The 14,174-nt window shown below is 37.4% G+C and carries 12 protein-coding genes; 3 read left to right on the top strand and 9 right to left on the bottom strand.

Annotation, left to right across the window (positions count from 1 at the left end; genetic code table 11):
* Window positions 1–100 precede the first annotated feature (100 nt).
* The gene (locus F7D73_RS14885) at window positions 101–1,672 is read left to right on the top strand and encodes a capsule assembly Wzi family protein (RefSeq protein ID WP_228117765.1); all 1,572 of its coding nucleotides are present in this window, start codon (window positions 101–103) and stop codon (window positions 1,670–1,672) included.
* A 27-nt stretch (window positions 1,673–1,699) separates the two neighbouring features.
* Window positions 1,700–2,164 carry a lipocalin-like domain-containing protein gene (locus F7D73_RS14890; protein ID WP_153125971.1) on the top strand — a complete coding sequence of 155 codons (465 nt, stop codon included), beginning with the start codon at window positions 1,700–1,702 and terminating at the stop codon, window positions 2,162–2,164.
* A 13-nt stretch (window positions 2,165–2,177) separates the two neighbouring features.
* Here the strand turns inward: F7D73_RS14890 and F7D73_RS14895 are convergent, their stop codons facing one another.
* Both F7D73_RS14895 and F7D73_RS14900 read right to left on the bottom strand, forming a co-directional pair.
* The gene (locus F7D73_RS14895) at window positions 2,178–2,804 is read right to left on the bottom strand and encodes a sugar transferase (RefSeq protein WP_153125973.1); all 627 of its coding nucleotides are present in this window, start codon (window positions 2,802–2,804) and stop codon (window positions 2,178–2,180) included.
* Window positions 2,801–3,760, bottom strand: coding sequence for an MraY family glycosyltransferase (locus tag F7D73_RS14900; RefSeq protein WP_367383729.1), 960 nt, complete (start codon window positions 3,758–3,760; stop codon window positions 2,801–2,803). The genes F7D73_RS14895 and F7D73_RS14900 overlap by 4 nt, the downstream gene beginning before the upstream one ends.
* 348 nt (window positions 3,761–4,108) lie before the next feature.
* Here F7D73_RS14900 and F7D73_RS14905 point away from each other — a divergent pair, with 348 nt between their 5' ends.
* The gene (locus F7D73_RS14905; protein ID WP_153125977.1) at window positions 4,109–4,870 is read left to right on the top strand and encodes a glycosyltransferase family 2 protein; all 762 of its coding nucleotides are present in this window, start codon (window positions 4,109–4,111) and stop codon (window positions 4,868–4,870) included.
* Here F7D73_RS14905 and F7D73_RS14910 read toward each other — a convergent pair.
* Genes F7D73_RS14910 through F7D73_RS14940 form a run of 7 tightly spaced genes read right to left on the bottom strand, consistent with a single transcriptional unit; the run spans window position 4,860 to window position 14,155 of the window.
* Window positions 4,860–5,951, bottom strand: coding sequence for a glycosyltransferase family 4 protein (locus tag F7D73_RS14910; RefSeq protein WP_153125979.1), 1,092 nt, complete (start codon window positions 5,949–5,951; stop codon window positions 4,860–4,862). The two genes, F7D73_RS14905 and F7D73_RS14910, sit on opposite strands and share 11 nt — an antisense overlap.
* A gap of 30 nt (window positions 5,952–5,981) precedes the next feature.
* Window positions 5,982–6,953, bottom strand: a complete 972-nt coding sequence (locus F7D73_RS14915) for a glycosyltransferase (RefSeq protein ID WP_153125981.1) — start codon at window positions 6,951–6,953, stop codon at window positions 5,982–5,984.
* A gap of 12 nt (window positions 6,954–6,965) precedes the next feature.
* A complete protein-coding gene (locus F7D73_RS14920; protein WP_153125983.1) occupies window positions 6,966–7,850 on the bottom strand; it encodes a glycosyltransferase family 2 protein in 885 nt (294 codons plus the stop codon).
* 33 nt (window positions 7,851–7,883) lie between these two features.
* Window positions 7,884–9,317: a flippase gene (locus tag F7D73_RS14925; RefSeq protein WP_153125985.1), complete on the bottom strand. Its 1,434-nt coding sequence runs from the start codon at window positions 9,315–9,317 to the stop codon at window positions 7,884–7,886.
* Window positions 9,318–9,321: 4 nt separating this feature from the next.
* Window positions 9,322–10,434 carry an EpsG family protein gene (locus F7D73_RS14930; protein ID WP_153125987.1) on the bottom strand — a complete coding sequence of 371 codons (1,113 nt, stop codon included), beginning with the start codon at window positions 10,432–10,434 and terminating at the stop codon, window positions 9,322–9,324.
* 13 nt (window positions 10,435–10,447) lie between these two features.
* Entirely contained in the window at window positions 10,448–11,506 is a 1,059-nt protein-coding gene (locus F7D73_RS14935; RefSeq protein WP_153125989.1) for a Wzz/FepE/Etk N-terminal domain-containing protein, read from the bottom strand.
* 48 nt (window positions 11,507–11,554) lie between these two features.
* Window positions 11,555–14,155: an SLBB domain-containing protein gene (locus F7D73_RS14940; RefSeq protein WP_153125991.1), complete on the bottom strand. Its 2,601-nt coding sequence runs from the start codon at window positions 14,153–14,155 to the stop codon at window positions 11,555–11,557.
* Window positions 14,156–14,174: the final 19 nt, after the last annotated feature.

Genomic DNA, 14,174 nt, shown 5'->3' on the forward strand with positions numbered 1-14,174 from the left:
CTGTTTAATGAATAGATATGATAAAAGGCAAAAGAAATCGTTTATCAAATAGATATAATAGAAGTGAGTGGAATTTTTATCATATAAAAAAGTAATCAAAATGAAGAATATTAAACCATTTCTTGCAGTTTTGTCCTTCTTTTCTCCTGTAGTGTATGCGCAGAATGTAGAACAGAAAGGTGAGGGTGTAAGTAAGATGAATCTTTCTAGCAATATTGAATGGAAAGCTGAAATGCAGGGGACTTTCTCTAAAGGTAAAACTCCATTATGGCTTAATGCAAATAAGCATGGACTCAGCTCTCTGGAAGAATGCAATGGCTATTTACGTGGAAGCCTGGTTCGTCCTATGGAATCAGATTCAGCCCGTCGCTGGGCTGTAGGTTATGGCTTGGATATTGCTGTTCCGGTTAATTATACAAGTCATTTTATTGTCCAGCAAGCTTTTGCCGAGGTTCGCTGGCTTCATGGAACAATGACTATAGGATCTAAGGAATTTCCTATGGAATTAAAGAATCAGACTTTATCAAGCGGCAGTCAGGCATTAGGTATTAATGCCCGTCCAATACCTCAAGTCCGATTCGCTTTACCAGAATATATCACGCTTCCTTTCCTGAAAGGTTGGTTGCAGTTCAAAGGTCATGTCTCTTATGGAATAATGACCGATGATCATTGGCAGCACGCATTTACTTCTTGTCAATCCAAATATGCCGATCATGTCCTTTTTCATAGCAAGGCGGGTTATCTTAAGATAGAAAATCAGAGGAAGAACAGTCCTTGGAGCGTAGAACTAGGTTTGGAAATGGGCGCTGAGTTTGGAGGAAATCTCTATCGGCTGGATAATGGTGTAAAGGTGCAGATACCGACAGAAAAGGGTTTGAATGGATTTTGGCATGCGTTTGTTCCAGGTGGTTCCGATGCTACTGATGGGGAGAAATACCCAAATATAGCAGGCAATCAGTTGGGTTCTTGGGTTATGCGCGTTAACTATAATGCCAAGAAATGGGCGCTTCATGCCTATTTGGATCATTTCTTTGAGGATCATAGCCAAATGTTCCTTCTGGATTATGATGGTTATGGTGAACAATCTAACTGGACGAAAAAAGAGAAGTTCCGTTTCTTCCGTTATGATTTAAAGGACATGTTGTGGGGAATAGAGTTGAATTTAAAGAATACACATTGGTTGCAAAATGTAGTCTTTGAATACCTTTATACGAAATATCAGAGTGGACCAATCTATCACGACCATACAATGAATATTCCTGACCATATAGCAGGTACGGATAATTATTATAACCACGGTATTTACAATGGTTGGCAACATTGGGGTCAAGTAATCGGCAATCCTCTTTTCCGTTCACCTATATATAATACGGATGGTAGAATTTATGTAAAGGATAATCGTTTCATAGCTTACCATTTAGGATTTGACGGCCACCCGGCAAAACGATTGGGATACCGAGCTTTGGCTACGTATCAGAAAGGTTGGGGTACTTATCAGGAGCCTTTTACGAAGGAGCATCACAATGTGAGTTTCTTGTTGGAATCGCAGTATGATTTTAATCATGGCTGGTGTGTCAAGGCTGGTTATGGAATGGATTTTGGAAGTAATCTGATGTTGGGACACAATGCGGGATTCCAATTAACCATATCCAAGAAGGGGTTGTTAAAATGATTAGTTTAACCAAAGATGCATAAAGATATGATAAAAAATATGAAATATGTTTGTTTTTTGCTGATGTTGATGCTGGGTAGTGCATTGTTGAATTCTTGCGAAGTAGATAGCAGTGATAATGGCGATCTTGATGGATTCTGGCATTTGGAGAGTGTTGATACACTGGCCACTGGGGGCAGATGTGACTATAGCAATCAGCGGGTGTTCTGGGGAGTACAGTATAAGTTGCTGACAGTGAATAATTACAAGGGAGGAAGTTTTAATTTCCGTTTCCGTCAGACTTCCGATAGTCTTATACTTTCTTCTCCCTATAAGAATCATGGGCATCAAGATGTAGAGAATGGTGGGGATATTCCCATCACAGAAATCAACGAAACTCTTCGACAATGTGGAATTAACCACTTGGTAGAGTCATATTATAAGGAGAAATTGAGTGGTAATAAAATGATTCTTCTTACAAAAGATTTAAGATTGAATTTTAAAAAGTTCTAGTTTCAAAAGGAAACTAGAACTTTTTGCCGAAAATGATGTTGATAAAGGTCTTAACCAGAATTTTAGTATCAAACCACCATGAGCGATGCTCCAGATAGTAAAGGTCTAGCTCTAATCGCCTCAACATCTTTTCCATTGTATCAGTATATCCATTGTATAGGGTTGCATAGGAAGTTACTCCCGGTCTTATCTGATACAAGTATTTATATCTAGGATCTTGCTCAATGATTTGGTCTATGTAATACTTACGTTCCGGACGCGGACCGATAAAAGCCATATCTCCCTTCAGGACATTCCAGAGCTGAGGTAGTTCGTCCAAATGATGTGTTCTCAAGAATCTTCCCACCTTTGTCAGTCTGGGGTCTCCGCTAGTTTCCAATAGGTTGGGCCCGTCTTTTTCTGCATCTATTTTCATTGAGCGGAATTTATATATATGAAAGGGCTTTCCGTACCGCCCGATTCGTTCCTGGCTATAAATGACAGGTAGTCCATCCTCCCGTCTGATAGCTAAGGCAATAATAGCGAAAAGAGGAGAGAAGATTATTAAACATCCTCCAGACAAGAAGAAGTCTATCGAACGCTTTACAAACCGTTCGATAAAACTACTCTTATCTATGTATGTCTTTTCTTTTTCTTTCATGAAATGATAGCTTTGTTCCTGATACCTTTATTAATGAGCAAATGGAGTAGGATATAGATTACTATATCTGCAACCATTGTAATGGTCAAATTACAGCCCCAGTTATACATCAACAGATTGATGATGATATAAAGCAAGGCTAGTAGGATGATACTTATCAGCGCAAGATGCTGGTTCATGCCCAGTTGCATCAGTTTATGATGTATATGGCTTTTATCAGGACTGAAAATCGGTTTCTTCTTGCGTATACGATGTAATACTACTCTCACGACATCAAATGTTGGGACTATCAGTAGACTGTAAGCCAGGAAAACTCTTCCCATGGAAATAGGCATTACGTTAGGGCTTACGGCTATTGATTTTACGAACAGGAAAGCCAGGATAAAACCCAGGGTAAGACTGCCTGAATCACCCATGAATATTTTCGTGCCCTTTGCTGAATTTCCCCAAACATTGAAGTAGAGATAAGTAGCCAATACACCTATTAATCCTGAAATCATTACTTCGTAAGCTGTAAGACTATACTGCATGAAGCAATATACAAAGCCGCATAATGCTATCAATGACAAGCTGGCTGCCAAGCCGTCAATGCCATCAATCAGGTTTATTGCATTGTCAATAAAGACGATGAGAAATACGGTTAGCGGTATTCCTATACATGCAGGCACTTCGTATATTCCCAGAAGACCATACAGATTATTGATGCAGAGTCCACACAGCGGTAATATGGAAGCTGCAACAATCTGGATGAAAAACTTGATATTGGCATTCAGCCCTATGATGTCATCCACTATTCCTGCAGCATAAACCAGGAGTAAGCTGAGTAGAAAGCCCATGCTCCATAGGCTGATTTGGATTTTGCCATTCATTGTGTTGGAAGTCATAGTATACATGACGATGACTGCTGCAATGATCATGCTGGGTATGAATGCAATACCTCCAAGTCGCGGAATCATTGTATGGTGCACCTTTCTAAGGCTGGGCAAATCGTATAGATTCTTTTGCTTGCAGAAACGCAATAATGCAGGGATAAACAGGAATCCGCAGCAAGCGCTGAGCAGGAAAGACCCTATAATGGGTAACAATATTTGTGTCATTATTTAGTATTTTATTTTTTCTCTTATTTTATTAATAACCTTAAATGTAGTTATTTATTGCATCAACAACCAATATTTTTATCTGCAGGCATAAAATAATCATAAAAGTTTGGCAGTTTCATACAAAAGATGTAAATTTGCAGAAAGATAGTCTTGCACTTTTGCTTAGTGAGATGAATCTATTCAAATAATAATTAATGAGATGAAATGAAAATTAGTATAATTACAGCCTCTTATAATAGCGGTAAGACAATCAGGCATACTGTAGAATCTGTACTTCGTCAAACATATCCAGATTTTGAATATATTGTTGTCGATGGAGGTTCTACAGACAATTCTGTTGATATTGTGAAGGAATATCAAGTCGCTTTCAAGGGTAGATTGAAGTGGATTTCAGAAAAAGACAAGGGAATTTATGATTCGATGAATAAAGGAATCAGAATGGCAACCGGTGATGTTGTGGGAATTTTGAATTCTGATGATTTTTATACGGATGAAAATGTATTGCAGACAGTAGCTGATAATTTCATGAATCATTCTGTTGATGCAGTTTATGGTGATATTCATTTTGTTCATGATGCTGATTTAGGCAAATGTGTGAGGTATTATTCTTCAAGATTATTTTCTCCATTTTGGCTTCGTTTTGGTTTCATGCCCGCTCATCCTTCCTTTTATTGCAAACGTGAGGTTTTCGACAAGGCGGGGTTATATAGTTTGGATTACAAGATTGGAGCTGATTATGAGATGATGGTTCGTCTCTTCAAAAAGCATAAGATAGTGGCTAAATACATAGCTAAGGATTTTGTTACCATGCGTACAGGTGGTGCAAGTAACAGCAATGCAAGAAGTCGCCTTACGCTTATCAAGGAGGATATAAAGGCTTGTCGTGACAATGGCCTTTACACCAATTCCTTGCTTGTCTGTTTGAAATATTTGTATAAGATCTTCGAGTTTAGAGCTAGGCTCTAAACTCGAATTTTCTTTCTATCTCGTTATACAAGTCAAGGTATTTCAGAAAAGTTTTCTCCCACGAGTATGTCTCAGCATTTTTAATTCCTTTTTTTATTATTTGCTGGCGATATGTATCATCTTTCAATTTATTAATTTGTCTAATGAAATGATTGATAGATGGACTATCTATTAACTGTTCCTTATCTCCTATGATTTCTTCTATTGAAGAATTTTTTAATGCTAGAACAGGGCAGCCTGATTTTTGTGCTTCTACAATCGGCAAGCCAAATCCTTCGTATGAAGAAGGATAAATTAAGGCAAAAGCTGCATTATAGAGTTCGTTTAACTCATCATTGGTGATATATCCCAACTCTTCATAATTGTCACCTAGAATTTGCTGCGTATTTATTTGTTCTTCATTAGTGAGTTTGCTTCCCACAATCTTTAGCTTAATCTTTGCTTCTGCTGCAACTTTGCAAGCTAACTCGAAATTCTTGTAATGTACTCTATTGCCAACGAACACTAAAAATTGTTCTCTCTCTTTAGTATATCTAGCTAATTCATTATTAATAACAAAGAAATCATCAGAGGCACCATTATAGATAACAAGAATCTTGTCCTTGTCTATACTAGGATTATATTTAATTAAATCCATTTTTGTATTTTCAGAAATGCATATTACATAGTCTGCCTTTTTTATTGCAAACTTTTTAGTTAATCCATGGATGGCTTTTTTCAATCCTTTCGCATAGCGCTCATAGGTAAAGTCGTGAACTGTAATGATATTGATGGCTTTACGGTTCATACATACTCTATAATATGTAGAGTGAAAAATAAATGGAGCATTATATTTCACTTGTATAGGCAAATAGCGTTTCATATTAAATCCCGCTCTATTTTTCGTTTCTAAAATGAGCTTAGCTGGTATGCATAGACGATTATAGAAAATATTGTTGTTGGTTCCTATTGTGTTAATAAAACTAATTCTATCAGTTAAGGAACTACATTTTAGCATACGTTTTATGAGCTCATACCAAACCACGGAAATGCCTCCAGACTTTTGCCAAGCAAATACAAGATTATCTATTATTACTTTCATTATTTCAACAATTTAATTATCTATTATACTTTAAATTAATGACTTATAAATCTTCTTATATTGAGCAACCATATTACAAAGTGAAAATCTTTTTGTGTTTTCTAGACCTAGAGCTATGTGCTCATTTCTAGATTCTTCGTCGGCTATCACTTTTATTATAGTCTGTTTGATGTCGTCTACATCAAATGGATTAACGTAAAATGCTGCCTGTCCACCAACTTCTGTCATTGGTGGAAGGTTTGAGGTGACAACAACTCTTCCAGTTGCGTTTGCTTCTATTATAGGCATGCCAAATCCCTCATATTCAGAGCAAAAGCTAATAATATCAGCATTAATGTATTCATTTATGATTTCAGCATCTGTTAAGTCTGTCTTATTGGTTATTTCAATATCGCAATTAAGAATAATCTTCTTTTGCTGATTCGTTAATTTCCCGATTATTGTCACTTTGCAACTAACATCTTTTAATGCAGCTATTGTGCGCTCAATATTTTTGTTCCAACTAGTGCCTATCAAAAGAATGTTAGGGCATGTCGTATTAAACTCTTTTGGGACATATTCAATTCCAGGGTCCATAGCGTTGTATACAACTTGTATGTCTTTTCGGTTCGTAAAACGGGTGATAGCATTCTTCGTTTCTTCTGATATGCACACAATTCTATTGGCTAATAACAAAGGGAGTTTAAACCAAAATAACTTCATGATAAGTTTTTTGAGTCCCCTTGAATTGTCATAAACGCATGCGTCATGAACTGTTAATACTGTTTTACAAAACATTAAAGGGATGATGCAATAGTGAACATCTCCTGTGATATGATTGATGCCAGTCTTATTGCGGTGCTTAAATGTATACCACATATTTTTCAATATGCTTTTTGGTGATGCATACTGAGATGGCATTTCGAAGACTTCTTTGTCTTCTATCTGGTTTACAAACAAATCGGATACTTTTTTTATACTATAACCAGCTTTATGATTTCTATAAAAATACGTAATCTTCATTTTTATGTCTACTTAAATTAATCTAATTTTTGATACATACTCTTTGCACTCAGAAAAATTACCTTTTATAAAGAATTTACCAGTCTCTATAACGAGAAAAAGCAATTTAAATATCTTATATGATATAGCATTATGATGCTTTTTCATGTAAGTCAAACAACTGGTACTTACAATTGTTCGTTTTTTTAAAGACAGTGTTTTCTTTTCGCTGCCACCACCATAATGCAAAATTTTTATATCTTTCAAAATATAATTTGTTTTCCCCATGTCATGTAATCTTTTTTGCATATCCGATTCTTCGAAGTACATAAAGAAAGTCTTGTCAAATCCTCCGATTTCGTCAAATAGTTTTCTTTCAATAAACATATCAGCACCACAAACATAGTCAACAGGAAAGTAGGCACACTCTTGATTTTGATCAAAAAGTGTCTTAACGTAATTATCGCTTGATGTGTGTATTGCAAGTAATTTTGCCAGTTCACTTGTGTATCTTGGAAATCTATCAAATGACTCAAATTGTTCTCCTTTTGTATTTAATAGCATTCCTCCAACAACACCTATACTTAGTGTTTTGTTATGCTTTTCGCAAAAATTAAAAAATGAAAACAAAGCATTGTCAAAGAGCAATGTATCGGAATTTAACAAGAAAAGATATTTACCTTTTGCTTTTTTTGCCCCACAATTATTTGCTCTGCCAAACCCAATGTTTTCTTTTAATGAGATGAGTTCCATATCTGGAAATTTTTCTTTAAGATATGCAACAGAGTTATCTGTAGAATTGTTATCTACGAGTATAATCTCAAAATCTATTCCATGGATATGCTTGTAAATGCTGGCAATGCACTCTCCTGTCATTTTGGCAGTATTGAAATTTACTATAATGATTGATATATCCATAACATTATCATTTTGTTGTTATTTTTTTGCCTATTAAAATATTTTACTTACAGTAGATGCCAAATCCTTATTTTTTAATATATAAACACCTGCTATAAGAACGTATGCGATGCACAATATACAGCATAAAGCAAACGCGAATATTTCAGAATAAATGATACTTTTGATGCCATAGCAAATAAGAGATAGAGGACTCATAATTATGGCATTCTTGACTAAATTAACATAAGGGAAACTTAATCCTAAATACTTTTTTACGCTATACTGAGAAGTTGTGAGAACTACCATTTCCGCTAATATTAAGACCATTGCAGATCCAATAGATCCGAATTTAGGAACTAATAAGATATTGGTTGTTATACCAACAGCTGCAGCTAAAGATGAGTTCCTCAATATAATCTTATCCTTGTTTAACGGTAATAGTGTCTGAAGAACTATGATTTGGTCATATCCGATTAAGAAAAATAATGGTGCCATAATTTGAAGAGGTAAGATTGCTCCCTCATAACCAGTTCCCGCCATAATTGAAATTATGCTTTTGCTAAAATACACCACAAGTATTATAAGTGGAATAACAAATAATAACAATGCATTTATCGCCTTGTTAATAAGTTCTTTAGCTTGCATCATACCTTTTTTTGTGTTGGAAGAAAGTACATTACTTATTCTGGGTACTAATACAGAAGTGACCGTGGTAAAGAAAGTCATGATTACTAGTAACAATTTATTGGCTGTCGTATAGTATCCGACTTCTGTATCATTGGCAATAAAGCCTAGATATGCTACATTAAATGTCGAATACATAGAGTTCATTAACCAATATACTCCTAACATAATAAAAGACAAAATAATTGACTTCGAAATATGGAATGTAAAGCGGAATGTAACTATCTTTTTTGCATACCAAAGATTAACCAAAGCATTTCCTGCAAAGGTTAAAAATATTAGAAAATAATATATCTTTGTATCGTCTTGGGTACCTACAAATATAAAAACTGATACAACAAACAGAACTTTTATAAGTATAGTTCTGATTGCGATATACTTGAAATTTTCCAATCCTTGGAAAAACCAATTTATGAGTAAATAATTAAAAAATAATTTGCCTATTCCAATATATAGTAATTCCTTGTAATCAGAAAACTTGGATATTAATAATGTTGCTAAAATTAAAGATACGACGGCAATCAATGTTGATATAGTATTTAGGGAGAACAATTGCGAGAAGGTCCTGTCTAGCTTTTTTCTGTCGCCCTTGCACTTTGCTATTTCTCTAATGCCTATAGTATTCATTCCCATCATAGATATAATCGTAAAATATTCTACGATACTATCAACAAAGTTGCATGCTCCTATATTGCTAACACCAAGTATTCGGGATACATAAGGGTATACCATGAGTGGAAATATGTATCCACTCATGGTAAGTATGGCATTGTATATAAAATTCTGTTTTAAAGATGGCATATTATTATCTTGTATATTGTCGATTATAGTCTGTGTTTATAAAAATACCTTTATATGGAAGGAAGTAATCGGTTCCTTCACCATACCCTGCAAAGCCTTTAAATGTAAAGAAGATTGTATATGCAACCAGTAAAAAAGTAGCAATCAATTTTCCATAATTAGGTCGAAGCAAAGTGAAAGCTACTGGGACCAAAAACATCTCCATGATATTGAAATATATGAGAGCTCTACTTACAATGATTTGTAGAATAGTGCCGTTACAGAGAATGTAAAACACGGTTCCAATTAAATATAAGTTGAAGAAGAGGTGGTAACCTTGAGGCTTATCTTCTACTCTTTTTTCAAAGACCATGAGTGGAACAATCCATATTAGCCTTCGAATGGTAGCTAAAAGCATGGATGCCATACTGGTTGCATCTCCATTTATCGAATAATATTCCATTTTATCGCCAGCTTGGTCACCTAAAAGGGCGAATAGTCCGATAGGTAGTCTGTTTATAATGCCCGAAGCTGCAATAAGCATCGTGATGGCTAGTATTCCTATAACCCATATCGTATTGAGTTTCTTGTTAAGGAATAATGCAATTAATCCCATCAAAATTGTTTTGTGGAAGAAAGCTCCAAGAAGAATCATGAATATGTATATGCCTTTTTTGTTTTCTATCATTTTAACAAGACCTATAGCATACAACATCATAGCCATAAATTGGCGATTCATTCCCAAATAGTATACTGTACACATGTAGAATACCAGAAGCGATGTGAATGGGTACTTGGATGCTTTAAATATTAAATAGAAGAATGATCCGTAAAAAAGAATGGCGTATATCGTGAGAAAAACCGTATAATTGTCTGTCAATGTTCTTATAAAATACGTAAAATAGACATAACCTATGTCAAATTCCGAATCTTCTGGCTGCTCTGATATGGTGAGTTCTTCAAAGAAATTGTGGTATGGATCCCAATCGGTTCCAGTTTCCCATCTAAAGCCGTCTTGGAAAACTAAGAGTGCAAAGCAAGTAAAGGCAAATACATACTTGTATTTCTCGATAATGTCCTTGTTGAACATTTCGAGAAATACAAATAATGATATAATTCCTATAATGGCAAAATACATATACTATATATGACTATGATTTTTTAGATGCATCCCTATAAAGGACATATATGCTAGTAAACACAAAAGCTGCAAAGATGTATGCTATTATAATAGTCATTCTCTTTGGTCCATCTTTCTTAAGTGGAACTGTAGCAGGTTTTATTACAGTGAAGGCTGGGGTACGTTCTTGCACTTTGGCTTTAGCCATTTGAAGTTGTTGTGCACATTGATTGTAAATGTTATAACGTAGTTGCATTTCATTTTCCATTTCTTCCTGTTTAGTCTTGAACGATGTCAATATAACATCCTCGTTAGCATCAGAATATGAACTATACAATTGTTGTGCCTTTGTATATTGTGCTTTTGCATCTGTGCAAAGCTTCTGCATATAGAGCAAATCATTTTTTGCTTTTTTTGTTCTATAGTCTGTAATATATTGCTGTATTTTAGCTCTGACCGTGTCTGCTAATGTTGCCGATACTAGCGGGTCTTGTGTAACCGCAGATATAGTAATGAGACTGGTCTTTTTATCTACATTACATTTTATTGTTTGTGAGATGTTTTGCAATATATCATCCTGCTCTTTATTGAGCTTAAAATTATCTACTTTTTCCTCATTTTTAGCATTGGCATCTTGTTTCTTAAACAGAGAGGTTGCTACGCCAATCATTTTAGACCACCACGTATTTTTCTGATAGCTTTTTAAATATGTGTAGAGGTCAATGTCTTTTAAACCACTGTTTTGTGTAGAAATTTTTACAGAAAATAGCTCTGTAACAAATGGTACGGATTGAACTATCTCAGGATATAATTCAGGATATATAGCATCTATTGCGCCATTAGAATTACCCACATTTATACCTACCATTGATGCGATATCGCTTAAACTTCCAGACAAATTCATGCCTGATGATAATTCTGGAGCCAAAACAACTTCTGCCTTGTATGTTTTGGGTATACTAAACGACACTATAACTCCAATTATCAAAGCTATACTGCAAACTTCAATAAATAACTTTTTAGATTTCCACAATACTTTTATGATGGAAATTAAGTCAATCTTATCCTCGATCTGTTTGTCTGTATTCATATTATTCTATGTTATTTGTCAGCTGTACACATACGTACTTACATTTATTTACTTGCTCAGATTAGCTATCGTCGCAATCATGGCTGCGATGCTGCTCATGCTTGTACCCAGACTCATGGTTTCTGCAACGCTCATCTTGCGCTTCATCTTGGCAGGTACTACTATCTCGCAGCCTGGCTGAACCTTGGTGCCATGTCCCACCTTGGCTACCTTGCCGTTCATGTAGATGATGTAGGATTTGCTCTTGTAGGCGTCTGAAGCATAGCCACCAGCTTCGGCAATGTACTTGGATACGCTCTTGCCCTTCTCGTAGGCAACCGTATTGGCGTACATCACAGCGCCGTTGATCTTGACCGTACCGTTATATTGAGGCACAACCAGACGGTCACCTTCCCTGAGGATGATGTCTGCATCTGAGCCAGGCTTGTTCAACGCTTCTTCCAAATCAATACCAACAGGATATTCTTCCGGCACATTGAACTTCAGAAGATCCGCGTCCTTGGCTTCCTTTGCTGTCTGCGTGATGGCGCTAGCATTGTTGCTGCTGGCAGCCAGTTGCAGAAGATTTTTCTGCTGCTGTTCACGTTGCATTTTCAGGACGGCTTCCATACGAGCTTTTTCGGCTTCGTTTGCCTTACGCATCAGGCGGGCACCCTTGATATAGGCTTGCTCGGTTGCGCCACCAGCTCTTTGGAAGAGATCACTGAGGCGCACATTGCGACGGCTCAAAGTATAAGTGCCACCAAACATCACCTCCCCCTCAATCTTTACGTTCTGCTGTTCTGCATAGGCAGGACTCTTGCGAATGCTTACCTCGTCAAAAGGCATCAGCTTGAAGCCCGGAGTTCCGTCAATGACAAAACCGTCCTTCAAAGACAGGATATAGGTCTGCGCAATGATGCTGTCGGGTGCTGTTGCCTTAGCATCGCTTACTCGTCTGCTTACCATCACGTTAACCGTTGAAGCCTTGTCAGTCAAGCCTCCAGCCTGGAGTACGAAGTCTTCAACTGTTTCATTCTCAGCATATTTGTAGACACCAGGATACTGCACTTCGCCACGTATGGTCAGGGTGCGCTCTGTTGTCTTGTCCTGTCGGGTAGGGATGAAGAGTACATCGTTTTCCTTCAATGGAATGTCCGGTGTGTTGCCTGCCATGATTCCGGCTAAATCCACGCTGATTACTTCCAGGTTGCGGTCTGCCTTCATGCGATGCATTACGGCTCTGTTGGTGAATGCATCTTCGGTGAGTCCTTCTGCATGCTCTATCAGTGAACGGACGCTGTTTACCTGTTCTCCAAGGTTGTACATTCCAGGGCGGAACACGGCACCCTTTACCTCTACGGTGTTGGCGTAACGAGGCAGAATGGAATCTACGCTTACTGAGTCGCCATCATCAATGCGGAAGTTGGCAAAATCAAACTCTTCTACGTTATATACGGATTTTTCCCTTCCGGTCTTGCGGTTCACGCGGACAGATTTTCTGTAAGCATCTCCAGCAAAGCCTCCTGAATATTTAAGAAGGGAGTTGACGCTCTCATTCTTCTTCATCTCATAAATCATCGGGCGCTTTACCTTACCCGTAATGGTTACGAGACAATCGTATGGACCAACGACGATGACGTCATTATCTGCCAGTCTTACATTGCCCGTAAGCTTGCCGTTGAGGATGTAATCATAGATGTCTACAACCGTTACAAGGCGGTTGTTACGATAAACCTTGATGTTGCGCAAGGTTCCCAGGTCGTTTGTTCCTCCTGCCATATAGAGTGCATGGAACACGGTGGCAAAGGCTGAGAGGGTGTAGGTTCCCGGTGCCTTTACCTCGCCCATCACGTTAACCATGATGGTCTTGGTTTGCCCAACTGTCAGTTTCACCCGGCTTGAACGGTAGCGGCTTCCCAGAGTGTTGCGGAGTCGGGCATTAGCCTGGGCTACGGTAAGACCACTTACGTTTACTGGTCCATAACCCTCGATAGTTACTTCTCCATCAGGAGAAACGGTGCTCTGAATGGTTTTCTGTGAAGCTCCATAGATGTCAATGATGACTGCATCACCTGGTCCCAGACGATAGTTCTGTGGGGTAGCGATGTTCATATTCGGTTCGAAACTCAATTCCTTGTTGTTGAAGATGTCACGACCGAAAACCTTCTTGCGGTTCTTTTCCTTTTCAGCAAGAAGGCGCTTGAGCATCAGGGTAGAATCAGGGATGATGAAATCCATCTCATTCTGAAAATCCATGAATTCCGCATCATTTTCATCGTAAGAACGCTTGAAATTTTCATCCTCTTTTGCCTTTATGCGATAATTACTGTAGTTTTCTGCCTTTTTGTTGACATTATTGTAATCTTCTCTCCTTTTTCCGTTGTTCGTACGAAGACGTGTTGCGTCCTTGCCGGCAATCTCTTCAGAGGCTCCGGCAATACCGCCTTGTTTCATCTGTCGTTCATACTTATTGCGAACGCGTCGGATTTGCGAAATGTCAACGCCTTGCTGCATCAGCTTGGTTACGATTTGGGCATTGGATGTTCCGCGCTCATGTTCCTTTACAACATATTTCATCACCTGATCATCAGTCATAGACGATGATTGGGCGTATATTGTATTTGCAGAAAAAGCTAGCAAAAGTGCCAGGATGATATATTTCTTCATTCTCAATTTATTATCAGTG

Origin of the sequence: Segatella copri, assembly GCF_009494395.1 — a bacterium.
In the GTDB taxonomy this organism is placed as follows: domain Bacteria; phylum Bacteroidota; class Bacteroidia; order Bacteroidales; family Bacteroidaceae; genus Prevotella.

Coding starts and splice junctions, on each gene's coding strand:
- F7D73_RS14910 (WP_153125979.1), bottom strand. CDS start 5,951: ATGAAAGTAATAATAGATAATCTTGTATTTGCTTGGCAAAAGTCTGGA.
- F7D73_RS14915 (WP_153125981.1), bottom strand. CDS start 6,953: ATGAAGATTACGTATTTTTATAGAAATCATAAAGCTGGTTATAGTATA.
- F7D73_RS14925 (WP_153125985.1), bottom strand. CDS start 9,317: ATGCCATCTTTAAAACAGAATTTTATATACAATGCCATACTTACCATG.
- F7D73_RS14900 (WP_367383729.1), bottom strand. CDS start 3,760: ATGATTCCGCGACTTGGAGGTATTGCATTCATACCCAGCATGATCATT.
- F7D73_RS14890 (WP_153125971.1), top strand. CDS start 1,700: ATGATAAAAAATATGAAATATGTTTGTTTTTTGCTGATGTTGATGCTG.
- F7D73_RS14885 (WP_228117765.1), top strand. CDS start 101: ATGAAGAATATTAAACCATTTCTTGCAGTTTTGTCCTTCTTTTCTCCT.
- F7D73_RS14940 (WP_153125991.1), bottom strand. CDS start 14,155: ATGAAGAAATATATCATCCTGGCACTTTTGCTAGCTTTTTCTGCAAAT.
- F7D73_RS14905 (WP_153125977.1), top strand. CDS start 4,109: ATGAAAATTAGTATAATTACAGCCTCTTATAATAGCGGTAAGACAATC.
- F7D73_RS14895 (WP_153125973.1), bottom strand. CDS start 2,804: ATGAAAGAAAAAGAAAAGACATACATAGATAAGAGTAGTTTTATCGAA.
- F7D73_RS14920 (WP_153125983.1), bottom strand. CDS start 7,850: ATGGATATATCAATCATTATAGTAAATTTCAATACTGCCAAAATGACA.
- F7D73_RS14935 (WP_153125989.1), bottom strand. CDS start 11,506: ATGAATACAGACAAACAGATCGAGGATAAGATTGACTTAATTTCCATC.
- F7D73_RS14930 (WP_153125987.1), bottom strand. CDS start 10,434: ATGTATTTTGCCATTATAGGAATTATATCATTATTTGTATTTCTCGAA.